The following is a 22912-nucleotide window of genomic DNA, read 5'->3' as shown; positions in this document are numbered from 1 at the left end:
TCGGTGTCATGTCTCGCTCCCGCTCGGCGTCATGTCTCGCTCCCGCTCGGTGGGACAGAATTTCGATCCCCCGCGATCGCTAAGTCCATGTGTTAGAACGATTTCTAGAACACGTTCGGAAATGTGCCCAGGATCGGAGAGGCTGATTATGACGAAGTGGGACGAGACATGCGACGTACTCGCTGTGGGATCGGGCGGCGGACTCGCCGGCGCGTACACGGCAGCACGCGAAGGCCTCGACGTCATTGTGATCGAAGCGACCGACAAGTACGGCGGAACAACGGCGTACTCGGGCGGCGGCGGAATGTGGTTCCCGTGCAACGCCGTTCTTCGCCGGGGTGGGGACGACGACACCATCGAAGATGCGCTGGAGTACTACCGTTCGGTGGTGGGTGATCGGACACCTGCCGACGTCCAGGAGGCATACGTTCGAGGCGGCGCCGGGTTGATCGACTATCTCGAAGAGGACTCGAATTTCGAGTTCCAGATACTGCCGTGGCCCGACTACTTCGGGGAAAAACCCAAGGCTCGCGCGAGCGGTCGACACATCGTTCCCAAACCGATGAACGCTAAGAAGCTTGGTGTGCTTCGTGATTCACTTCGATCGCCGCTCGCGACGGAGCGGTTGGGAGAAGAGTTGCCGGCGTACCTCGTCGGCGGGCAGTCGTTGATCGGTCGATTCTTGCTGGCACTTTCGACATTCGCCAACGCCGCCATGCACCTGAACACCACTCTCGAAGAATTGGTCGTCGAGGACGGATCGGTCGTCGGCGCGGTCGTCGAACAAGGTGGTCGGCGTCGAACCATCCGAGCCCGCAGAGGAGTGATTCTGGCCGCGGGCGGATTCGAACAGAACGAGACCCTGCGTGCCGAATTCGGTGTTCCCGGCTCTGCGCTCGACACGATGGGTTGTCCCGGCAATCTCGGCAAGGCGCATCAGGCGGCTATCGCCGTGGGCGCCGATACCGACCTCATGGGGGAGGCCTGGTGGTCGCCGGGGCTCACCCATCCGGATGGCCGCTCCGCGTTTGCGCTGTGGTTCACCGGCGGAATCTTCGTGGACGACAACGGTCGTCGATTCGTCAACGAGTCTGCGCCGTACGACCGCTTGGGTCGCTCCGTCATAGAACACATGCGGGCACGAAAAGTAACCACACCGTATTGGATGATCTACGACAACAGGGAAGGTGCAGTGCCGCCGGTGAAGGCGCCCAACGTGCCCATGGTGCAGACGGAGCAGTATGTGGATGCTGGGTTGTGGAAGAGTGCCCAGACGCTCGAAGACCTCGCCGCCCAGATCGATGTTCCCGCAGCGGAACTGGTGCAGACCGTGAAGCGATTCAACGAGTCTGCGGCGACCGGCGTCGACACGGACTTCGGCCGAGGAGACACTGCGTACGACCGTGCCTTTTCGGAGGGGGCTTCACCGCTCGTACCGATCGACCAAGGACCGTTTCACGCTGCCGCTTTCGGTATCTCCGACCTCGGGACCAAAGGTGGTCTACGTACCGACGCAACCGGGCGGGTGCTCAAAGCCGACGGTACGGCGATTGCCGGATTGTACGCGGCGGGCAACACGATGGCAGCGGCCAGCGGGACTACGTATCCCGGCGGTGGAAACCCGATCGGAGCGAGCATGCTGTTCAGTCACCTGGCTGCACTCGACCTCACGAAGCCGCCGTCGTAAGGATCAGACCGCTGGTGTCGGGAAAGGGGTCAGGCCTTGCCGAGTCCGGCGGCGATTCCCTTGTCCAGTTGGCTGAGCATTGCAGTCCCCAAGGACGAAAGCTGGGCGACCTGGCGATCATCGAGGCCCTCGAAGAGGAGACCTTGAACCGAGGCGACGTGTGGCGGCGCGGCCGCGACGACCTTTGTCATTCCTTCGTCGGTGAGTACTGCGTTGGAGCCGCGGCTGCCGCGAATGACTTCCCGTTTCACCCAGCCGGCTTTCTCCATCTTCGTGACGACGTGCGAGAGGCGGGACAGGGAAGCGTTCGCGCGCTGGGCCAGTACCGACAACTGGAGCTTGTGGTCGGGGGCGTCCGAGAGTGCGGCGAGCACGAAATACTCGAAGTGGGTGAGTGCCGAATCGCGTTGCAGTTGAGTGTCGAGTGCGGCAGGCAACCGTGTCACGAGAGCGATCAGTGTCAGCCAGGCTTCCTGCTGCTCGGCTGTGAGCCACTTCGTCTGAGACTGCGCGTCGGGCTGCGCGGTCGGTTCACTCATCGGTGACTTCTCCTTCGGGTCGAGCATTCTTCGTGCACGGAGCGTGCTGGTGTACAGCGTCTCAGACGCATGTCCAGAAGAATATTGCGGGGAATAGTTGCGGGACGCAAGTGTTGAGTCCTATATTAGGTTGAACCTTCAACTTAACGACGAATGTCTATCCCGAGGAGCCCATATGTCCACCACAACCATGCCTGCGCTGTATCTCAGCCACGGTGCTCCGCCGCTGGTGGACAGCGCGTTGTGGGTCGACCAATTGGGGGCGTGGGCCGGCGATCTTCCGCGGCCGACGGCAATCCTCGTCGTCTCGGCGCACTGGGAATCAGCACCGCTGACGATCGGTTCGACGACCACGGGCACCCCGCTCATCTACGACTTCGGTGGTTTTCCCGAGAGGTTCTACCGCGCGAAGTACAACTCTCCCGGCGCTCCGGAACTCGCCGCTCAGGTCGCCGCGTTGATGCCGGACAACGAACGAGTGGTTCAGCAGCCGAATCGAGGACTGGATCACGGTGCCTACGTGCCGCTCACGGTGATGTACCCGGACGCAGACATCCCGGTACTGCAAATTTCGCTGCCAACCCTCGATCCCGAGCGTTTGCTCCATCTCGGAGAACGCCTACGGCCACTCCGTGAGCAAGGTGTGCTGATCGTGGGATCCGGATTCACCACGCACGGGCTGCCGTTCCTGCGCGATCCGTCACCGGAGGCGCAGGCCCCGGGATGGTCGGCGGAATTCGACGCGTGGGCAGGGGAGAGGTTCGCTGCCGGAGACGTCGATTCGTTGATCGACTTCCGCGCCCAAGCTCCCGGGATGCCGTACGCGCATCCGACCATCGAGCACTTCGCCCCTTTGTTCGTCACGCTCGGTGCGTCGTCCGATCCGGAGCAGGTGCCCACCCAGGTGATCGACGGATTCTGGATGGGACTTGCGAAGCGCTCGATTCAGGTCGCCTAGAGAATCAGGTTGCTCAGAGAATCATTTCGCCCAGGTGAGTCAGCTTCGATTGCGAAGGAACTCGAGTGCCTGGTCGCCGTGCGTGTTGGCGCGAAGTTCACTCGAGATGACTTTGAGAACGGTGCGGTCGGTGTCGATCACGAAGGTCGAGCGTTTGACCGGAGCCAGCTTGCCCAGGAGTCCGCGCTTGACGCCGAACTGTTCGGCTACCTTGCCGTCGGTGTCGGCGAGCAGGGGGTAGTCGAAGGATTGTGCGGTGGCAAAGGTGGACTGAGCTTCGACCGTATCGGTGCTGATACCTGCCCGCGAAGCGCCCACCGCGGCGAATTCGCTGCCCAGGTCACGGAAGTGGCACGCCTCGGCGGTGCACACCGGCGTCGAGGCTGCCGGGTAGAAGAAGAGGACCAAGGGGCCGTTCGCGAGCAGGCTCGTCAGCGAGCGCGGAGTTCCGTCCTGGTCGGGCAGCGAGAAATCGGGGGCGAGTTGGCCTGGTTTCATTCGGCCGAGGTTACCCGCGCACGACGACCGTGTGGGGGAGCCTGGGATGATGGAGGCATGCACGGCGAGCCCACCTCCATGTCCGCACGGTCGTCCGACACCGCGATCGTCGGTGACGCGTCCGATTCCACCACCACTCGGGAGCAGTTCCGTGCCCTCGCAGTTGAGCACCGGGTCGTTCCGGTCACTCGGAAAGTGTTGGCGGACTCCGAAACTCCGCTCTCGGCGTACGAGAAGTTGGCCGGCAATCGTCCAGGCACCTTCTTGCTCGAGTCGGCCGAGAACGGTCGTTCGTGGTCGCGGTGGTCGTTCATCGGCGTCGGGAGTCCGGCTGCACTGACCGTCGTGGACGGAGAGGCGGCTTGGTACGGCAATGTTCCGGCCGGTGCTCCGGCCGGCGGTGACCCGATCGATGCACTCGGTGCCACCCTCGAACTACTTCGTTCGGAGCGACTTCCCGACCTACCCCCGCTGACCGGCGGAATGGTCGGGTTCCTCGGTTACGACGCGGTGCGGCGCCTCGAGAGATTGGGTGACTCCGCGGTCGACGACCTGCAGATACCCGAGATGGTCATGCTGCTTGCTGCCGACATCGCCGCTGTCGATCACCACGAAGGGGCGATCACCCTCATCGCCAATGCGGTCAACTGGGACGGCACCGACGAGCGTGTCGACACGGCGTACGACGACGCGGTCGCCAGGTTGGACGCGATGACTCGCGCTCTCGCGGCGCCGGCGAAATCGACGGTGTCGACATTCTCGAAAGCGACTCCGAACTACCGTCGTCAACGCACCACCGAGAGCTTCGGTGTCGACGTCAAAAAGTTGATCGGCGACATCGAAGCGGGCGAGGCATTCCAGGTAGTTCTCTCGCAGCGATTCGAGATCGATTGCACTGCAGCACCGATCGACGTGTACCGGATGCTGCGCGCGTCGAACCCCAGCCCGTACATGTATCTGCTCAACGTGCCGAACGGTGATGGAGAGACGGCGTTTTCGATCGTCGGTTCGAGCCCTGAGGCACTGGTCACCGTCGCCGAGGGCATCGCGACAACACACCCGATCGCTGGAACCAGATGGCGCGGTGCCACAGAGGAGGACGACATCCTGCTCGAGAAGGACCTCCTCGCCGACGAGAAGGAGAACTCCGAGCACCTCATGCTCGTCGATCTGGGGCGAAACGATCTGGGTCGTGTCTGTCGCCCGGGCACGGTGAAGGTGCACGACTACCGGCACATCGAGCGGTACAGCCACGTGATGCATCTCGTATCGACCGTCACCGGTCATCTGGCCGAGGGAAAGCACGCTCTCGACGCGGTCACGGCTTGCTTCCCCGCTGGAACCCTGTCAGGGGCACCCAAGGTGCGTGCGATGCAGCTGATCGAAGAACTCGAGCCCACCAGGCGGGGTATCTACGGCGGCATCGTCGGCTACCTCGACTTCGCCGGCGACGCCGACACCGCGATCGCGATCCGAACGGCATTGATCAAGGACGGGATTGGATATGTCCAGGCGGGGGCCGGCGTCGTCGCCGACTCGGATCCGGTCTACGAGGACACCGAGGCCCGCAACAAGGCGATGGCAGTGCTGAGCGCCATCGCGTCGGCACACACCCTGCGCACCATCGGAGGTGACGATCAGTGAGTGAGAACGAGTCGATTGCAGCGGAGCAGCCTACAAGGGCTTCTCGTGGCACCGCTGTGCCGAGAACGCTTTTGCTTGCACTGTCGGCAGCAGCTCTGTGGGGCAGCTCACGGATGACGTGGGTTCATCTGACCTCGAGCGACGGCAAGACGCTGGAGCGGACGACGGACCTCGACGGCAGCACCTGGGCGGCGGCGATGACTCCGCTCGCGCTCGCGCTTCTGGCGGCGATCGCGGCGTCGTTCGCGGTGCGAGGTTGGGCCCTTCGTGTGGTCGGACTGTTGGTGGCACTCGTCGCCGTCGCGGTAGCGGTTCCGGCGGTGCAGTTGTTGGTGTCCGGAGCCTCTGCGGACCGAGCGGTGGAGTTGGCCGAGTTGTCCGGTCACCCGGAAGATCTCTCGACGACTGTTTCGGTACTGCCTGCCTTGCTTGCGTTGCTCGGAGCGCTGGCGGCGCTCGGCGCAGCAGTACTTCTGATGCGCAAACCTCCAGTGCGAGGCGGGTTGTCGTCGAAGTACGACAACCCTGCCGCCCGCCGCGAAGCTGCAGCCAAGCTCGGTCAGGGAGACACACCCGCGTCGGACGAGCCTGTGACACAACGGATGTTGTGGGACGCGCTCGATGCCGGCGAGGACCCGACAGTGGCTGACGGGGACGACGGAGCAGGGGGAGGCAACGGTGCGAGACCGGGGTCGTCGCACTGAGTAAGACTGAACCCTCACCTGCGTGGGTACCCCGACGGAGTAGCAAAATTTCGTCCCACTAGGCTGAGACCACCCTGATGACGTATCTCACATCGGGCTCTTGCCCAGAAAGGATTCGGGCCACGATGACCGTACTCGACTCGATTCTCGACGGGGTGCGCGCTGATGTCGCCGCCCGCGAAGCCGTACTCGACTTCGCTGCAGTCAAGGCTGCTGCGGCCGCTGCACCGCCTGCACTCGATGCTGCAGCAGCACTTCTGGAATCGAGCATCGGCGTCATCGCCGAGGTCAAGCGAGCGAGCCCGTCAAAGGGTGCGCTGGCCGACATTGCCGATCCCGCAGAGCTTGCCGCGGCTTACCAAGCCGGCGGCGCACGCATCATCAGTGTTCTCACCGAAGAGCGCCGTTTTCACGGCTCGTTGGCCGACCTCGACGCAGTCCGTAAAGCGGTCACCATTCCGGTGCTGCGCAAGGACTTCATCGTGGGGCCGTACCAGATTCACGAGGCTCGCGCTCACGGCGCCGACGTCATCTTGCTGATCGTCGCGGCACTCGAACAGCAGGCGCTCGCCTCGCTGATCGATCGCACCGAATCTCTGGGAATGACTGCCCTCGTCGAGGTGCACACCGAGGAAGAAGCCAACCGCGCGCTCGAAGCCGGCGCCAAGGTGATCGGTGTCAACGCGCGCAATCTCAAGACCCTCGAGGTGGACAAGAACACCTTCGGTCGCATTGCTCCCGGTCTGCCGACCGAGACGATCAAGATCGCCGAATCGGGTGTTCGCGGAACTGCCGATCTGTTGGCGTACGCCGGTGCGGGCGCCGACGCAGTGCTCGTCGGTGAAGGCCTCGTGACCAGCGGCGACCCTCGCAAGGCCGTCGCAGATCTGGTCAATGCCGGTGCACACCCGTCCTGCCCCAAACCGTCTCGATAAAGCGCTTCACCCGCCCGGCGTGCTTTGATGCACCCGGGCGGTGACCAGCGACACCGTTGGGGCAGACTGGTGGGGTGACTTCACGTACTCAGGAACCAGGCTCCGGTGCAGTATTCAAGGGCGGCAATCTGCCGCCGGCCAGCGCGGGACTCACCGAGCGCTCTCACGACCCGGATGCCGGAGGGCATTTCGGCGTCTATGGCGGACGGCATGTGCCGGAAGCCCTCATGGCGGTTATCGAGGAAGTCACTGCGGAGTACGAAAAGGCTCGCGCGGACGACACGTTCTTGAACGAACTCGATCGCTTGCAGCGCGATTACACCGGGCGTCCGTCGCCGATTTTCGAGGCAACGCGAATGAGCGAGTTCGCCGGTGGTGCGCGCATCATTCTCAAGCGTGAAGATCTGAACCACACCGGTTCTCACAAGATCAACAACGTTCTCGGTCAGGTTCTGCTGGCGAAGCGTATGGGCAAGACTCGCATCATCGCCGAGACCGGAGCGGGCCAGCACGGTGTGGCATCGGCCACCGCCTGTGCACTGCTCGGTCTCGAGTGCGTCATCTACATGGGTGCTGTCGACACCGAACGTCAAGCACTGAACGTCGCACGCATGCGCCTGCTCGGCGCGGAGGTCGTCTCGGTCGAGACCGGTTCGCGCACGCTCAAGGACGCGATCAACGAAGCCTTGCGCGACTGGGTTTCCCACGCGGACAACACCTATTACTGCTTCGGTACCGCGGCAGGTCCGCACCCGTTCCCCACCATCGTTCGCGACTTCCAGCGAGTGGTCGGCCTCGAAACACGCGTCCAGGTTCAGGCACTGACCGGCCGCCTGCCCGATGCAGTCACAGCCTGCGTCGGAGGCGGCTCCAACGCAATCGGAATCTTCCACCCGTTCATCGACGATTTGTCGGTACGGCTGGTTGGCTACGAAGCGGCCGGCGACGGTGTCGAAACCGGAAGGCATGCAGCAACGTTCGCCGGCGGTACACCTGGCGCATTCCAGGGTGCCTACTCCTACCTGCTCCAGGACGAAGACGGTCAGACCATCGAATCGCACTCGATCTCGGCTGGTCTGGACTACCCGGGCGTCGGACCCGAGCACGCTTACCTGAGCGATATCGGGCGTGCCACCTACGAACCCGTCACCGACAGCGAAGCGATGGATGCTCTACTGCTGCTCTCGCGCCGCGAAGGCATCATCCCGGCCATCGAATCCGCCCACGCCGTTGCCGGCGCGCTCCGACTGGGCAAGGAACTCGGCGAGGGCGCGATCATCGTCGTCAATCTCTCCGGTCGCGGTGACAAGGACATGGACACCGCCGCAAGCTGGTTCGGTCTCTTCGACGGCGCCTCGAGTCAGGCAACCGCTCCGGCTGATGCAGCAGACCAGAACGACAACACGGAAGGCTCGGACAAGTGAGCGAACGACCATCACGCCTCGCACCCACCTTTGCAGCGTGCAAGGCTGACAAGCGTGCCGCCCTCGTCGGTTACCTGCCTGCCGGTTATCCGACCGTTCCCGAATCGATCGACGTGTTCAAGGCGATGGTCGACGGTGGCTGCGACATCATCGAAGTCGGTGTCGCGTATTCCGATCCGGTCATGGACGGTCCGACCATCCAGCGTGCAGCCGAAACCGCACTCACCAACGGCGTTCGCCTTCGCGACATCTTCACCGTGATCGAGCAGATCAGTTCGGTCGGCGGCAAGGCCGTCGTGATGACCTACTGGAACCCGGTACTGCAGTACGGCGTCGACAAGTTCGCACGAGACCTCGCTTCCGCCGGCGGGCTCGGACTCATCACCCCCAACCTCATTCCGGAAGAAGCAGGCGCCTGGATGGAAGCATCCGAGGAGCACCACCTCGACCGGATCTTCCTTGTCGCCCCGTCCTCGACGGAAGAACGGCTCGCGATGACACTCGACGCGAGTAGTGGATTCATCTACGCGGCCTCGACAATGGGTGTCACCGGCGCTCGCGACGCCGTGTCGTCGATGGCTCCGGAACTGACCGCACGAATCCGCGCGCATTCCGACATTCCCGTCGGCGTCGGATTGGGCGTTCGGTCCGGCGCACAAGCTGCCGAAATCGCGGCATACGCCGATGCCGTCATCGTCGGCTCGGCTCTGGTCTCCGCGGTCGAGAACGGCTTGGGAGCGGTTCGCTCGCTCACCGAAGAACTCGCCGAGGGCGTCCGCTCGGCTACCGTGGCGTCGTGACCTCAACTGTGGACCTACTGGCCTATATCCCCAGCCCGCCCCAAGGCGTCTGGTACGTCGGACCGGTAGCGCTGCGCGCCTACGCGCTCTTCATCATCCTCGGCATCATCGTCGCGATCGTGTGGGGAGATCGTCGTTGGGTCGCCCGCGGCGGCGAGAAGGGGACCGTTCTCGACATCGCGATCTGGGCTGTTCCGTTCGGTCTGATCGGTGGCAGGCTCTATCACGTATTGACCGACTGGCCCGCCTATTTCGGCGAGAACGGTCAGCCTCTCGATGCACTCAAGGTGTGGCAGGGAGGCCTCGGAATCTGGGGAGCTGTGTTCCTCGGCGGCATCGGTGCGTGGATCGGCTGCCGTCGACGCGGCATTCCGGTTTCCGCGCTCGGTGATGCGATTGCGCCCGGAATCCTGCTCGCGCAGGCCATCGGTCGTATCGGCAACTACTTCAACCAGGAGTTGTACGGTCGCGAGACCACCGTCCCATGGGGCCTCGAGATCTTCGAGCGTGTGAACTCCTCCGGCCAGCTCGATCAACTGGCAGGTGTCTCCAACGGAGAAGTCATTCGGGTCGTTCACCCGACGTTCCTCTACGAAGCTGTGTGGAACGTCCTGATCGTGATCCTGCTGGTCCTCGTCGACCGCCGATTCAAGATCGGTCACGGACGCCTGTTTGCTCTGTACGTCGCGGGTTATTGCCTGGGCCGGTTTGTCGTCGAACTGATGCGCGACGATTTCGCATACGAGATCGCCGGCATTCGAGTCAACACATTCACTTCGGGGATCGTGTTCTTCGCCGCACTGGCCTACTTCTTCCTGGCGAAGAAGGGTCGTGAGGATCCGGCTGATTTGAAGTCGAAGGACTACGTCGCTGCGGTAGCTGCCGGCGAAGCAGGAGTCGCGGCGCCAGTTACCGAAACTGATTCGGCGAAGGCCGACGCGAAAGGCGCCGACGCTGAAGATTCTGAATCCGATGCTGCTGAATCCGCTTCCAGTGAGGCAAGCGCCTCCACGGCAGCGTCGGATGAGTCGTCGGACGCGGTGAAGCTGTCGAAGAAAGACAAGCCGTGACAGGTCCCTATTCGCAAGGGGGATTCCCCGAGGATCAGGGACCGGTCTACGGCGCGCCCAATCCGTACGGATATCAGCATCCACCGCCCGCTCCATCGATGTACGGGTTCGGAGATCCCTATGCGCCGTACGGTCGGCACCCGGTAACGGGGGAACCGTATTCCGACAAGTCGAAAGCTACAGCTGGACTGTTGCAGATCTTGCTGGGCTTCTTCGGAATCTGTGGAGTCGGTCGTCTTTACATCGGGAGCGTCGGCATCGGACTGTGCCAACTGCTCGGCATGTTCTTCGCGCTGTTCATGTCCGCGTTCCTCATCGGAATTCCATTTGCCATCGGAATTTGGATCTGGGCGTTCGTCGACGGCATCGTGATACTTTCGGGCAATGCGCGGGACGGTGTTCGCCGGCCGTTACGAGGATGATCCGGGAGCACGAACCGAGGAAAGATCTGTGGGGGACCGGCCACGCGAAGGCCGAACCCTTCTCGTGGCCCGATAACAAAAGCTATTACGTACCGTCGTCGAATCGAAGGAAAGTACGTTGCCTAACTTGAACAAGAATCCGGAACCGTCCGAGTCGGGGGACTCGTCAGGATCGCAGCCGCCGGTTCCACCCCAGTTCGGGTCGCCGTTCGACTACGACGCGACGGCGGATGCGTCGTTGACGGAAACCTCGGCGCCAACGGAGAAGACTCCGTCGACGGAGACCACCGGCACCGGTCCAGGATGGGACACGTATTCGGGAGTCGGGAACGGCCCGGGCTGGGGAAACCACCCCATCTACCCGCCGCCGACCGGAACCGAATCGACGACAGCGTTTCCCACTGCCGATTCTGATTCCACCCCGAATCAGCCCACGGCGCCATACACGTCGCAGGAAAGCTACGCCGCCCAGAACTATCCGGCGACCGACTATCCGGCGCCGGACTACTCGAGGCCGACCCAAACCCCGACGGACGGTCCCGTCTACGGTGCGCCGGCAGACCAGACTCCGAATCCCTACGCGGCTCCGCCGCAGGGCTACCCCGCCGCTCCGCCGCAGGGAAGCCAGAATTACGGTCAGCAGCAGGGCTACCCCCCGCCTGGATATTCGCAGCCCGGTTACGGTCAGGCGCAGGGATACCCGCAAGGTCAGGGTTATCCTCAGCCTGGCTTCGGCCTTGTCGACCCGTCCGCACCGTACGGACGTGACCCGATGACCGGCGAACCGTATTCGGACAAGTCGAAGACGACCGCCGGATTGCTGGGCATTCTGCTCGGCGGTTTCGGAGCAGGACGTTTTTACCTCAACCAGCCCGGCATGGCTGTCGCACAGATCGCGGTCACTTGGTTGACGTGTGGAATCGGCGGCATCTGGCCGCTCATCGACGGAATCATGATGTTGACCGGCAGTGTGCGCGATCAGTACAACCGACCTTTGCGTAGCTGATCGAAAACGATGTTCGGAACTGTGGCCCCCTGACGCTCGTCGTCAGGGGGTCACACTTTTCTCTCGCGACCTGCGGTTATGTGCTGATAAACTAACGAACGTCGGCTGCATGACCGTGTGGAGGTCGCCGAGTGCCGTTTTCTCGAATACCTGATCCTCGAGGCCTGTACGACCCCGATCAGGAAACCGATTCATGTGGTGTAGCCGTAGTAGCAGACACCTCTGGACGTCACCTGCATTCCATTGTCGACGAGGCGCTCGCGGTCCTGGCCAATCTCACCCACCGTGGCGCGGTCGGGCGCGAGTGCAACAGTGGTGACGGCGCGGGCATCCTTCTTCAGCTGCCGACGGAATTCTTCGACGCGGTGACCGCGTTCGAGCTTCCACCACCCAACGCGATGGGTGAGAACACCTACGCAGCCGGAAACTGCTTTCTCCCGGTGGATCAGGAAGCACGTGGGCGCGCGGTAGTTCGGATACACCGGTACGCAGCGGCAGAAGGACTGCGGATTATCGGGTGGCGGGAGGTCCCAGTCGACCGTGACTGCGTCGGAACCGTTGCCGCGCAGTGCGCTCCGTACATCAGTCAATGTTTTGTGACGTGCGCCGAGCCAAGAGATCGCAGTGTGGGCGGAATTGCCTTGGACCGACGAGTGTTCGCGCTCAGGAGACAAGTCGAGCGAATTCATTCGGCCGATGATGCGGTGTATTTCCCCTCGTTGTCCGCCCGAACCATCGTGTACAAGGGCATGCTCACGCCGACGCAGTTACCCGGTTACTTCACCGACCTATGCGACGCCCGAATGCGAACTGCCTTGGCGGTCGTGCACAGTCGGTACTCCACGAACACTTTTCCGTCGTGGTCACTTGCTCAGCCGTATCGCTGCATCGCTCACAACGGCGAGATCAATACGATTGTGGGAAACAGGAATTGGATGCGCGCTCGCGAGCCGATGTTGCGGAGCGCACTTTTGGGTGGGGACATCGATCGCATGTTTCCGATCTGTACCCCGGGTGGATCCGACTCTTCGTCGTTCGACGAAGTGCTCGAGTTTCTGACGCTCGGGGGCCGCAGTGTGCAGCACGCCATCGCGATGATGATTCCCGGTGCCTGGGAGAACGATTCTTCGATGCCAGACGAGATGAGGGCCTTCTACCAATTTCACGCTTGCCTGATGGAACCATGGGACGGTCCGGCGTCCGTGACGTTCAGCGACGGCACTGTTGTCGGGGCGGTGTTGGATCGTAACGGTCTTCGCCCCGGGCGATGGTGGCGGATGAGGAACGGCCGTATCGTGTTGGCGAGTGAGAGCGGTGTGTTCGACGCTCCGACGTCCGAGGTGTTGGAGAAGGGGCGCCTCGAACCGGGTCGAATGTTCCTCGTCGACACCGCTCGTCGTGGCATCGTTTCCGATGCGGAGATCAAATCCGAACTCGCGAGCACAGCCCCCTACCGGGAATGGGTCGAGGGGGGATTGGTCGATCTCGAGGAAATCCCCGAGTCGGCGCCTGCCCGAGGCGATCCGGCTCCGCTGTTGCAAAGGCAGGTGCTCTTCGGATACCAGGCAGAGGACTTGCAGGAAGTTCTCCTTCCAATGGCTCGCTCAGGATCGGAGCCGTTGGGATCGATGGGAGTCGACACACCTCTCGCCGTTCTCTCGGATCGGCCGAAGCTGTTGTACGACTACTTCGTCCAGCTCTTTGCTCAGGTGACGAACCCGCCTTTGGACGCGATTCGCGAGGAAGTCGTCACTACGCTTGGTGTCACCCTCGGCGCTGAGCAGAACTTGTTCGAAGCGTCGGCGCTGTCGTGCCGAAGGATTGTTCTCGATAAACCGGTGATCGGACCGGGGAAGATGGCGAAGGTCGCCGAACTGTGCGGCGCAAGAACTCCGAGAAGCGCTGTCCTACGGGGAGGTTTCGATCCGAGAGGCAGTCTCGGCGAAGGCGTCGAGAGGCTTCGTGAGTCCGCCCGAACGGCCGCCGCAGCCGGAATCGAGATTCTGGTGATCTCCGACCGTGGATCGGGCCCTGAGCAGGCTCCCATTCCGTCATTGCTCGCAGTATCTGCCGTGCATCACGATCTGGTTCGGCATGGCCTGCGAACCAAGGTTTCCCTCGTCGTCGAGTCGGGTGACGCGCGCGAAGTTCATCACATCGCGCTGCTGATCGGCTACGGTGCTGCGGCTGTCCACCCCTATCTTGCTCTCGAATCGGTAGAAGCACTCAGCGAGCAAGACGAGCTTCCCGGAATAGATTCGAAAATGGCATCGGACAACTATCTGAGAGCGGCAAATTCCGGCGTGCTCAAAGTGATGTCGAAGATGGGAATCGCTACGGTTCACTCCTATACGGGCGCACAGGTATTCGAGGCAGTGGGCTTGGGCCGAGAATTGGTCGACGAATACTTCTGCAACACACGAAGCAGGATCGGCGGGATCGGTATCACCGAAGTCGCGCGAGAAGTTCTGATGCGTCACGCGGCCACGTATCGTACGGTGCGGCATCGTCAGTTGAGCAGCAGTGGAGAGTTCCGGTATCGCCGCGGTGGTGAATTGCATGTGTTCACACCCGAGTCCGTGTTCTTCCTTCAGCATGCGACCCGGACGGGGCGAAGTGAGATGTTTCGTCGCTACAGCGATGAAGTCGATCGACTGAGTGCGCAGGGCGGAACACTTCGGGGGCTGTTTCGATTTCGGCGTGGGATTCGTCCGCCGATTCCGCTCCGTCAGGTCGAACCCGTCGAGTTGATTCTCGCTCGATTCAACACCGGTGCGATGAGCTACGGCTCCCTCTCTGCCGAGGCGCACGAGACGATGGCGGTCGCGATGAATGCTCTCGGCGGACGTTCCAACACCGGTGAGGGCGGAGAGTCACCGGAGCGGTTGCGTGACAACAAGCGTCGAAGCGCAGTCAAGCAGGTCGCGAGTGGTCGCTTCGGGGTGACCAGCGATTACCTGGTCGATGCCACTGACATTCAGATCAAGATGGCCCAGGGCGCCAAGCCCGGTGAAGGAGGGCAGCTTCCGGGGTCCAAGGTGTACCCGTGGATCGCGGAAACCCGGTACTCGACACCTGGAGTCGGCCTCATTTCTCCGCCCCCGCACCACGACATCTATTCGATCGAGGATCTCGCCCAATTGATCTACGACCTCAGATGCGCAAACGATCGTGCGCGGATACACGTGAAGTTGGTCAGCGCAGTCGGAGTCGGGACAGTTGCGGCAGGTGTGGCCAAAGCGCACGCCGACGTGGTGCTGATCTCCGGTCACGACGGCGGGACGGGCGCGGCGGCACTCTCGTCCATCCACCACGCTGGTACGCCCTGGGAGATCGGGCTGGCCGAAACTCAGCAGACCTTGGTGCTCAACGGGTTACGCGATCGGATCGTCGTCCAGTGTGACGGGGGTTTGCGCACGGCGCGGGACGTCGTCGTCGCCGCGTTGCTGGGGGCGCAGGAGTACGGTTTTTCCACGGCGCCACTGATCGCGGCCGGCTGCGTCATGATGCGGGTATGTCACCTCGACACCTGCCCCGTCGGAGTAGCGACGCAGAATCCCGAACTGCGCGAGCGATTCACCGGCCGGCCGGAGTACGTCGAGAACTTCTTCCGCTTCATCGCCGACGACGTACGACGTTTGTTGGCAGAACTGGGGTTTCGAAGTATCGACGACGCTCTGGGCCACGCAGACGTATTGGAAATGTCTCCGGCGGTGGCGCATTGGAAGAGTCGCACGTTGGACCTCTCACCACTCTTCGACGTTCCGGCCGCGCCGACCGGCGCGGCCTACCCGCCGTGTGTACCTGTTTCGAGCGAACTCGAACGCACCCTGATCGAGTGCGCCGCGAACTCACTCGAGGACGCTCGACCCGTGCATATCGAACTGCCAGTACACAATACGGATCGGGCGGTGGGAACGAGGCTGGGCGCAGAGGTGACCAGACGCTACGGCGCCGTCGGGCTACCTCAAGGCACTATCGACGTCGTGCTCAGTGGAACGGCAGGCCAGTCACTCGGTGCGTTCCTGCCGCCCGGCATCTCGCTGGTCGTCGTCGGCGATGCAAACGATTACGTGGGGAAGGGGCTCTCCGGTGGACGAATCGCGCTTCGGCCGAGTGAGGACGCGCCCTTCGTGGCGGAGGATCAGGTGATTGCCGGCAATACGCTGCTGTACGGCGCTACGAGCGGTGCGCTCTATGCCAGGGGGCGTGTCGGGGAACGATTCGCAGTGCGCAACTCGGGCGCGGTCGCTGTGGTGGAAGGCGTCGGAGACCATGCGTGCGAGTACATGACCGGGGGTCGCGTCGTCATCATCGGCCCAACTGGTAGGAACCTTGCTGCGGGAATGTCGGGCGGAATTGCCTTCGTACTCGACGTGAAGGCAGAGAAGGTCAACGGCGACATGGTCGTTCTGGAGCGGCCTTCGGCGGAAGACTGCAGTCAGCTGGTCGAAATTCTCGGCGAGCATTTGGCTGCGACCGGCTCGCCCGTGGCGGCAAAACTTCTCGACGACTGGGTTGGCCAGAGTCCGAGATTCACCAAAGTTTTGCCTGTCGACTACCGGAAGGTCGTGGAAGAGAACGAACTGGTGGAACCGGCTCATGCCTGACGCACGCGGGTTCCTCAACGTGAAACGATCCGGCTCACCGACCAGATCGACCGATGTGCGTGTCGGCGACTGGGCGTCGGTATACGAGTCGCTGGATCCCGTCGTGCGAAATCGAGACGTATCTGCACAGGCCTCGCGTTGCATGGACTGCGCTGTGCCGTACTGCCATTCGGCCGACGTGGGGTGTCCGCTCGGCAATCTCATTCCGGAATGGAACGACCTGGTTCGGCGTGGACGGTGGTCCGAAGCCTCGGAGAATCTGCATTCCACCAACAATTTCCCCGAGTTCACCGGACATCTGTGCCCCGCACCGTGCGAAACGGCGTGCGTTCTCGCACTCGACGGCGAGCACACGTCGGGGGGTGTCACCATCAAGCGCATCGAACAGGCAATCGTCGACAACGCCTGGGAGTCGGGTTGGTTGGGGCCGCAGGCACCGGTAGTTCACAGCGGAAACCGTGTTGCGGTTGTCGGTTCGGGACCGGCGGGACTGGCCGCGGCTCAACAACTGACACGAGCCGGACACAGTGTCACGGTGTTCGAGCGGAGCGATCGGATCGGGGGACTGCTTCGCTACGGAATTCCGGAATTCAAGTTGCCCAAGGCCCTCATCAACCGGCGGCTGGACCAACTGACCGCCGAGGGGACCAGATTCGTCACCGACTGCGCCGTCGGAGTGAACGTGAGCGCGCACGACCTCTCGACGGAATTCGAGGCGGTAGTCCTGGCGGTCGGGGCTGATCGTGCCAGAGACACCGAAGTACCGGGTCGTAGTCTTCGCGGAATCCATCGTGCGATGACGTACCTGCGTGCGGCCAACCGCGAATGCGAGGGTGACGGTGCGTCGAGCATCTCGGCGCGAGGTAAGAACGTCGTGATCATCGGTGGCGGTGACACGGCCGCCGACTGCCTCGGCACGGTGCATCGCCAAGGCGCCCTCTCGGTGACGGAATTGGATTACCACGTCCCACCTCCGGCACGCCGCGATCGAGATCGCGACCCATGGCCGTTGTGGCCGCGGGTCCTACGCAGCTCGCCGGCAGACGAGGAGGGCAGTGACAAACGATTCCGATGGGCGGCGCAGGAATTTCTAGACGACGGTGGGGGTGCGGTCCGCGCAATCCGGATGGTTCCGGTAGCCGTGTCACGAGCGAAGGACGGACAACGGACCCTGGTGGAGACCGGCGACGCGACGGATCTGGTGTGCGAGATGGTCCTGCTCGCTCTGGGTTTCGACGGCGTCGAAACCGCCCCACTGCTCACCGACCTTGATGTCGGCACCGATCCACTCGGCAGAATCGAGTGTGATGTCGGGTGGCAGACCGGGACACCCGGCGTATTCGTCTGCGGCGACGCGCATCGCGGGGCGTCGCTGGTCGTTTGGGCGATTGCCGAGGGACGGTCGGCCGCACGTGCCGTCGACGTGTTTCTCACAGGCGAGTCGGCGCTTCCGGCTCCGGTTCATCCAAAGGCATTTCCGCTGTTCGTGAGCTGACCAACTGAATCGAGTAAGTACAGAAAGTGCAGGTCGCAAATGCCGGATAGAAGTGCGGTGGGGTAGCGACTAGGCTCGAGCCGTGAACCGACGGACAAAAATTGTATGCACACTTGGACCTGCGACAGCTTCTGGCGACCGCATCCGTGAGCTCGTGGAGAGCGGCATGGACGTGGCGCGCCTCAACTTCAGCCACGGCGAGCATGCCGATCACGAAGAAAACTACATTCGCGTCCGCGCCGCGTCGGACGCCACCGGAAAGGCCGTCGGTGTTCTCGCCGACCTTCAGGGGCCCAAGATTCGCCTCGGCCGATTCAAGGACGAGCGGACCACCTGGGCCAACGGTGAAGAGGTTCGTATCACCGTCGACGACGTCGAGGGAACGCACGATCGCGTCGGGACCACGTACAAGGAATTGGCGCGCGACGCCAAGGCCGGCGATCGACTGCTGGTCGACGACGGAAAGGTCGGCCTGGTCGTCACGTCCATCGACGGCAACGACGTCGTCTGTCGGGTCACCGAAGGCGGTCCGGTCAGCAACAACAAGGGCCTCTCACTGCCCGGTATGAACGTCTCCGTTCCAGCCCTGTCGGGCAAGGACATCGCCGACCTCGAGTTCGCTCTCAAGCTGGGTGTCGACTTCATTGCACTCTCCTTCGTTCGCTCACCGGCGGACGTCGAATTGGTTCACGCCATCATGGATCGAGTCGGGCGCCGCGTTCCCGTCATCGCGAAGCTCGAGAAGCCCGAGGCCATCGACAATCTCGAAGCCATCGTGCTCGCGTTCGACGCCGTCATGGTCGCCCGCGGTGACCTCGGTGTCGAGTTGCCGCTCGAGCAGGTCCCGCTCGTTCAGAAGCGCGCAATCCAGATTGCTCGTGAGAACGCGAAGCCGGTCATCGTCGCGACGCAGATGCTCGAGTCGATGATCGAGAACTCACGTCCCACTCGCGCAGAGGCATCCGATGTCGCCAACGCCGTTCTCGACGGCGCCGACGCAGTCATGCTCTCGGGCGAGACTTCGGTGGGCAAGTACGTCATGGAAACCGTTCGCACCATGGCCCGCATCGTCGAGGCCGTCGAGAACGAATCAACCCGTGTCCCACCGTTGACCCATGTCCCGCGCACCAAGCGCGGAGTCATCTCGTACGCAGCACGCGACATCGGCGAACGTCTCGACGCCAAGGCCTTGGTTGCGTTCACTCAGTCCGGTGACACGGTGCGTCGACTGGCTCGTCTGCACACGCCGCTGCCGTTGCTCGCCTTCACACCGCTGCCTGCGGTGCGCAGTCAGCTGACGCTGACGTGGGGAACCGAGACGTTCCTGGTCGATGCGGTGGCCACCACTGACGAGATGGTGCGTCAGGTGGACAGTGCGTTGCTCTCCCTCGGGCGGTACGTCAAGGGTGACCTCGTGGTCATCGTTGCCGGATCCCCTCCGGGAACTGTCGGTTCCACAAACCTCATTCACGTCCACCGTATCGGCGAAGAGGACCACTGAGTGACCCACGCGAACGCGTCCACCGACCTCGGTACTCTTCTCGGTCTGTTGGATCTGGAGCAGATCGGTGACGACGCGTTCCGTGGATACCACCCGAAGCAGGTAGGTTCGCGGACGTTCGGCGGTCAATTGGTGTCTCAGGCACTGATGGCCGCCGGACGGACTGTCGACGGTGATCGCCCCATCCATGCCGTGAACGCCCATTTCATTCGAGGCGGAGATGTGAAGGCGCCTATCGAGTACCGGGTGGAGCGTCATCGTGACGGGAGGGCATTCGCCAACCGTCAGGTGGCTGCCTATCAGGGTGAGAACGAATTGTTCGTGATGCTCGCGGCGTTCCAGGACTCCGGCAAGGGGCTCGACCATGCTGTCGAGATCCCGGATGTTCCACTTCCGGAGTCGTTGCCTCCCATCGGCGATCATCTGGTGGGGTACGAGGAAAAACTGCCGCATTTCAGCGCGGCGCTCAAGCCGATCGACATGCGGTACGCCAACGATCCGGCGTGGATCCTCAAGGGCACCGGCGAGAAACTCAACCACAATCGGGTGTGGATGCGCCCCGACGGTGATCTGCCGGACGATTCGCTCATTCACGCTGCGACGCTGGCATATTCGTCCGACACCACCGTGCTCGATTCGATTCTGACCACTCATGGTTTGTCCTGGGGTCATGATCGTATCGTCGCGGCGACGGTCAATCATTCGATCTGGTTCCATCGCCCGTTCCGGTTCACCGACTGGGTTCTGTACGCCACCGAATCGCCGGTCGCCGCAGGTTCGCGCGGTCTGGCAACCGGACGGTACTTCTCGGTGGAAGGACTGCTGTTGGCGACGGTGGTCCAAGAAGGAATGATCAGGCATTTCCCGCGTAAAGGGGAATGAGATGCGGGCCCGAGACTGAACTCGGGCCCAGAATCAAGCAGACTTGCGATATTGCGGTGAGAGTTCGTCGGCGCGGTCCCACGGAGACCAGTCGACTTCGCGTCCATCGAGTTGGGCCGCAACAACTTCCAAGCCCGCGTGCCAGCCGGCAGCGTGGGCGTACGCGGACTCTTCGTCTTCCATCGTGTGGGTGAGGGTCAGCCAGCAGCCGCCGGTGCCGTCCGGTGCCAGTTCCCAATGCAGAGTATCTGCGTCCCAGAGGAATTCGAGAATTCGGTGCGGGTGGACGCTGATGACCGTCCCGCCCGTCACGTGATCTGCGGGCAGTCCGAATCGCTCGACTTGTTCCGGGGTCACCTTGAACAGCAGATCCGCGCCTGGAGTGAGATTGAAATCGACGTCCGCCGGGAACCAGGCGTCGAGGTACTCGCGTTCCGTTATCACTTTCCAGACCTTGTCCGGTGCGTGCGGAATTGCCAGTTGGAAGCTCAGTGACACCCGACCGTCATAGGTCAGGTTTATCTTGCCGTTGTCCATCGGTGCCTCCAATGCTTGGTGCCCGTGCGGTTGCCCCCATCGTGCCATCTAATTGCTTAGGATGGAATAACTGCAGGTCAGATCGTTACCTATTGATAGGTTATGTCGATTTGTCTCGTTTTGAGAGCGGCGTTCCGGATGCGTTTCGTGGCAGTGAGACAAACGCGCGGTACGCTGACCACGCACGACTGGCGCGGGTGGGAATTACCACCGGGGAGTGCACATCGCGAGGCATCGACCGCCTGGGTGCTTCACACATCTTGTGTGAAGGGGGATTCATGTCTACCGAAAATCTGCCCAGCCAGAACGTGGCCGCTCGAATAATCGACGGACGCGCAATTGCCGATGCTGCGCTCGCGGACCTGTCAGTGCGCACGAGGCAGTTTCGTGATGAGACAGGGCACGTTCCTTGCCTGGCCGCCGTCATCGTGGGAGCGGACCCGGCCTCGAAGGCGTATGTACAGATGAAGGCCAAACGGTCTGTCGCCGTCGGAATGACGTCGCGGACGGTCGAACTCCCGGTGAGTACAACCACCGAAGAACTAGTCAACGTGCTGAGAGCGTTGTCGGCGGACCCTTCGATCGACGGCATACTGCTGCAACACCCGGTGCCAGGCCACATCGACGAACGGGCTGCGTTCGATGCCATCTCGGCCGACAAAGACGTCGACGGCGTTACCTCGGCAGCGTTCGCGGCAATGGCGTTGACCGGTGGGGGATTCGAATCATGTACACCGAGTGGCATCCTGCGCCTCCTCGACGCCACAGGCGTCGAACTCTCCGGAAAGCATGCTGTCGTGGTCGGCCGGAGCCCGATACTCGGATTGCCGATGGGAATGCTCCTCCTGCGTCGAGGCGCAACGGTGACGTACTGCCATTCGCGAACCGTCGACCTGGCCGCCCACGTCGCCTCGGCAGACGTCGTTATCGCGGCCGTCGGTGTTCCGGAACTGATCGAAGGGGCGTGGATCAAGCCTGGGGCAGTGGTGATCGATGCGGGGTACAACGAGGGCAACGTCGGAGACGTGGAGTACGTCGCCGCACTCGCACATGCCGGTGCGATCACACCGGTGCCGGGTGGCGTCGGCCCCATGACGGTTGCCGTCCTGCTGGAACAAACACTGGCAGCAGCAGTTCGAGCAGCGGAAGTTCGGGCATGTAGTGAGAATCATGACAGTCGTGTTGGACCGGACCCAGCAATCGCCTCGGATCGATTGTGAGACCTCGGTTTCGAGACGGAGTATTCATCCGCCCCTCGATAACCGAATTACCGCGTCGAGCACCGCTGCGCTGGAATGGCTGAGCTGAGCGCGCAATTGGGTATTCGACAGTCAGCTGTCTGCCGTGGGGATGTCGATCATCAACTGGGACGGTGAATCGGATGTCGATACGGTGTATGCCGGACGGATGTCGACCGTGCCGACAAACGACTGCAGGATCGCACTGTTCCTGGCCGCACTGTCTATGCGCGTGATGTTTTCGCCCTCGTGAGATACGGAGTTGAGCGACGAATCCGATTGGACTCCCATCAGGTCGACTTGAAGTATCGATCGACTTCCGACGTCCACGACTGTGCTGTCACCCGCTCGGATTGCTTCGCTGACATATTCGGTTTTCCAGAACACTGATCCATTTCCGTCGAATCGGTAGGTGATTCGGGTGAAACCATCGTGATCGGTCACGTCGATCTCGGTCACGTCGACGCGCGGATTCGGTGAAGGGATCTCCGTGTCGTTCGGGAACGGAGCAAGCGTGGAGATTTCGGTTGGTGGGGCATCGATCGGGGGAGTGCCGACCTGAAGGGTGCCTGTCTGTGTTGCAGCATCGAGGACGGTCTGGGTGGAAGATTCGCCGGCAGTGTTGGATTCGCCGGCAGTGTCGGATTGGTCGTCAGTCTGACACCCGGTGAGCAGTGCGAAAACAGATATGGCTCCGAGCAGAGCAATCAGGCGACGACCGTTCATGGATCGAATCTAACTGCGGTCGATCTGGGGTACAGCCGAATACCGAAACCTTGCGGTACGGCCAACTGCGGCAGGTGGTGCCCTCGGTGAGACTCGAACTCACACTGGACGGGTTTTGAATCCGTTTCCTCTGCCAATTGGGATACGAGGGCTTGTTGCGATGACTACATTAGAAGATGCGATTTCAATGTCAAACACCGGTACCCTCTAATCGTTCGCGTCTCGTGTCGGGGCGG

The 22912-nt window shown here is 62.3% G+C and carries 19 protein-coding genes, 1 tRNA gene and 1 riboswitch; of the genes, 15 read left to right on the top strand and 5 right to left on the bottom strand.

What is annotated here, in order from left to right; translation table 11 throughout:
- The first annotated feature begins 148 nt into the window (after positions 1-148).
- Complete coding sequence (locus AC2ETI_RS26405; protein ID WP_483634636.1) at positions 149-1687, top strand: FAD-binding protein; 1539 nt, start codon at positions 149-151, stop codon at positions 1685-1687.
- Positions 1688-1716: 29 nt separating this feature from the next.
- Here AC2ETI_RS26405 and AC2ETI_RS26400 read toward each other — a convergent pair whose 3' ends face one another.
- Positions 1717-2226, bottom strand: a complete 510-nt coding sequence (locus AC2ETI_RS26400; RefSeq protein WP_020969752.1) for a MarR family winged helix-turn-helix transcriptional regulator — start codon at positions 2224-2226, stop codon at positions 1717-1719.
- Between the two features lie 175 nt (positions 2227-2401).
- Here AC2ETI_RS26400 and AC2ETI_RS26395 point away from each other — a divergent pair, with 175 nt between their 5' ends.
- Positions 2402-3184 carry a dioxygenase family protein gene (locus AC2ETI_RS26395; protein ID WP_019748662.1) on the top strand — a complete coding sequence of 261 codons (783 nt, stop codon included), beginning with the start codon at positions 2402-2404 and terminating at the stop codon, positions 3182-3184.
- 39 nt (positions 3185-3223) lie between these two features.
- On the opposite strand, the gene AC2ETI_RS26390 is transcribed toward AC2ETI_RS26395, so the two are convergent.
- On the bottom strand, positions 3224-3682 hold the full coding sequence (locus tag AC2ETI_RS26390; RefSeq protein WP_020907928.1) for a peroxiredoxin: 459 nt from the start codon (positions 3680-3682) through the stop codon (positions 3224-3226).
- Between the two features lie 57 nt (positions 3683-3739).
- On the opposite strand from AC2ETI_RS26390, the gene AC2ETI_RS26385 reads away from it, so the two are divergent.
- The 12 genes from AC2ETI_RS26385 to AC2ETI_RS26330 all read left to right on the top strand — a co-directional run bounded on the left by AC2ETI_RS26385 (position 3740) and on the right by AC2ETI_RS26330 (position 20175).
- Positions 3740-5326: an anthranilate synthase component I gene (locus AC2ETI_RS26385; protein ID WP_483634635.1), complete on the top strand. Its 1587-nt coding sequence runs from the start codon at positions 3740-3742 to the stop codon at positions 5324-5326.
- Positions 5323-6030 carry a TIGR02234 family membrane protein gene (locus AC2ETI_RS26380; RefSeq protein ID WP_139148532.1) on the top strand — a complete coding sequence of 236 codons (708 nt, stop codon included), beginning with the start codon at positions 5323-5325 and terminating at the stop codon, positions 6028-6030. The genes AC2ETI_RS26385 and AC2ETI_RS26380 overlap by 4 nt, the downstream gene beginning before the upstream one ends.
- A gap of 125 nt (positions 6031-6155) precedes the next feature.
- The gene (trpC, locus tag AC2ETI_RS26375; protein ID WP_003944016.1) at positions 6156-6965 is read left to right on the top strand and encodes an indole-3-glycerol phosphate synthase TrpC; all 810 of its coding nucleotides are present in this window, start codon (positions 6156-6158) and stop codon (positions 6963-6965) included.
- A 74-nt stretch (positions 6966-7039) separates the two neighbouring features.
- Entirely contained in the window at positions 7040-8389 is a 1350-nt protein-coding gene (gene trpB / locus AC2ETI_RS26370) for a tryptophan synthase subunit beta (RefSeq protein ID WP_019748657.1), read from the top strand.
- Positions 8386-9189 (top strand): tryptophan synthase subunit alpha, encoded by an 804-nt coding sequence (gene trpA / locus AC2ETI_RS26365; protein WP_003944010.1) that lies wholly within the window; start codon positions 8386-8388, stop codon positions 9187-9189. The genes trpB and trpA overlap by 4 nt, the downstream gene beginning before the upstream one ends.
- The gene (gene lgt, locus AC2ETI_RS26360; RefSeq protein WP_019748656.1) at positions 9186-10259 is read left to right on the top strand and encodes a prolipoprotein diacylglyceryl transferase; all 1074 of its coding nucleotides are present in this window, start codon (positions 9186-9188) and stop codon (positions 10257-10259) included. Before trpA ends, lgt begins: the two co-directional genes overlap by 4 nt.
- Entirely contained in the window at positions 10256-10681 is a 426-nt protein-coding gene (locus AC2ETI_RS26355) for a TM2 domain-containing protein (protein WP_355334314.1), read from the top strand. The genes lgt and AC2ETI_RS26355 overlap by 4 nt, the downstream gene beginning before the upstream one ends.
- A 127-nt stretch (positions 10682-10808) precedes the next feature.
- Positions 10809-11687: a TM2 domain-containing protein gene (locus tag AC2ETI_RS26350; RefSeq protein WP_483634646.1), complete on the top strand. Its 879-nt coding sequence runs from the start codon at positions 10809-10811 to the stop codon at positions 11685-11687.
- Between the two features lie 131 nt (positions 11688-11818).
- A complete protein-coding gene (gltB, locus tag AC2ETI_RS26345; protein ID WP_483634634.1) occupies positions 11819-16297 on the top strand; it encodes a glutamate synthase large subunit in 4479 nt (1492 codons plus the stop codon).
- Positions 16290-17792, top strand: coding sequence for a glutamate synthase subunit beta (locus AC2ETI_RS26340; RefSeq protein WP_483634633.1), 1503 nt, complete (start codon positions 16290-16292; stop codon positions 17790-17792). Before gltB ends, AC2ETI_RS26340 begins: the two co-directional genes overlap by 8 nt.
- Positions 17793-17874: 82 nt before the next feature.
- A complete protein-coding gene (gene pyk / locus AC2ETI_RS26335) occupies positions 17875-19293 on the top strand; it encodes a pyruvate kinase (protein ID WP_003944038.1) in 1419 nt (472 codons plus the stop codon).
- On the top strand, positions 19294-20175 hold the full coding sequence (locus AC2ETI_RS26330) for an acyl-CoA thioesterase (protein WP_483634632.1): 882 nt from the start codon (positions 19294-19296) through the stop codon (positions 20173-20175).
- A gap of 33 nt (positions 20176-20208) precedes the next feature.
- On the opposite strand, the gene AC2ETI_RS26325 is transcribed toward AC2ETI_RS26330, so the two are convergent.
- Positions 20209-20712, bottom strand: coding sequence for an SRPBCC domain-containing protein (locus AC2ETI_RS26325; protein WP_113684196.1), 504 nt, complete (start codon positions 20710-20712; stop codon positions 20209-20211).
- A 174-nt stretch (positions 20713-20886) separates the two neighbouring features.
- Positions 20887-20967: riboswitch (ZMP/ZTP riboswitch) on the top strand.
- A 23-nt stretch (positions 20968-20990) separates the two neighbouring features.
- Between AC2ETI_RS26325 and AC2ETI_RS26320 the strand changes: the two genes are divergently transcribed.
- Entirely contained in the window at positions 20991-21932 is a 942-nt protein-coding gene (locus AC2ETI_RS26320; RefSeq protein WP_483634631.1) for a bifunctional 5,10-methylenetetrahydrofolate dehydrogenase/5,10-methenyltetrahydrofolate cyclohydrolase, read from the top strand.
- Positions 21933-22043: 111 nt separating this feature from the next.
- Here the strand turns inward: AC2ETI_RS26320 and AC2ETI_RS26315 are convergent, their stop codons facing one another.
- Both AC2ETI_RS26315 and AC2ETI_RS26310 read right to left on the bottom strand, forming a co-directional pair.
- Positions 22044-22676, bottom strand: a complete 633-nt coding sequence (locus tag AC2ETI_RS26315) for an AMIN-like domain-containing (lipo)protein (protein ID WP_483634630.1) — start codon at positions 22674-22676, stop codon at positions 22044-22046.
- Between the two features lie 75 nt (positions 22677-22751).
- Positions 22752-22828: transfer RNA gene (locus AC2ETI_RS26310), tRNA-Leu, on the bottom strand.
- Positions 22829-22912 lie beyond the last annotated feature (84 nt).

Source organism: Rhodococcus sp. MurmanLake-1 (assembly GCF_056945715.1).
The sequence above is the reverse complement of the archived record's forward strand: the minus strand, read 5'-3'. Positions and strand labels throughout refer to the sequence as shown.

What these genes read in the sequence shown, in the direction of transcription:
- AC2ETI_RS26405 (WP_483634636.1), top strand. Translation starts at nt 149, where the DNA reads ATGACGAAGTGGGACGAGACATGCGACGTACTCGCTGTGGGATCGGGC.
- AC2ETI_RS26400 (WP_020969752.1), bottom strand. Translation starts at nt 2,226, where the DNA reads ATGAGTGAACCGACCGCGCAGCCCGACGCGCAGTCTCAGACGAAGTGG.
- AC2ETI_RS26395 (WP_019748662.1), top strand. Translation starts at nt 2,402, where the DNA reads ATGTCCACCACAACCATGCCTGCGCTGTATCTCAGCCACGGTGCTCCG.
- AC2ETI_RS26390 (WP_020907928.1), bottom strand. Translation starts at nt 3,682, where the DNA reads ATGAAACCAGGCCAACTCGCCCCCGATTTCTCGCTGCCCGACCAGGAC.
- AC2ETI_RS26385 (WP_483634635.1), top strand. Translation starts at nt 3,740, where the DNA reads ATGCACGGCGAGCCCACCTCCATGTCCGCACGGTCGTCCGACACCGCG.
- trpC (WP_003944016.1), top strand. Translation starts at nt 6,156, where the DNA reads ATGACCGTACTCGACTCGATTCTCGACGGGGTGCGCGCTGATGTCGCC.
- AC2ETI_RS26340 (WP_483634633.1), top strand. Translation starts at nt 16,290, where the DNA reads ATGCCTGACGCACGCGGGTTCCTCAACGTGAAACGATCCGGCTCACCG.
- AC2ETI_RS26325 (WP_113684196.1), bottom strand. Translation starts at nt 20,712, where the DNA reads ATGGACAACGGCAAGATAAACCTGACCTATGACGGTCGGGTGTCACTG.
- AC2ETI_RS26320 (WP_483634631.1), top strand. Translation starts at nt 20,991, where the DNA reads ATGTCTACCGAAAATCTGCCCAGCCAGAACGTGGCCGCTCGAATAATC.
- AC2ETI_RS26315 (WP_483634630.1), bottom strand. Translation starts at nt 22,676, where the DNA reads ATGAACGGTCGTCGCCTGATTGCTCTGCTCGGAGCCATATCTGTTTTC.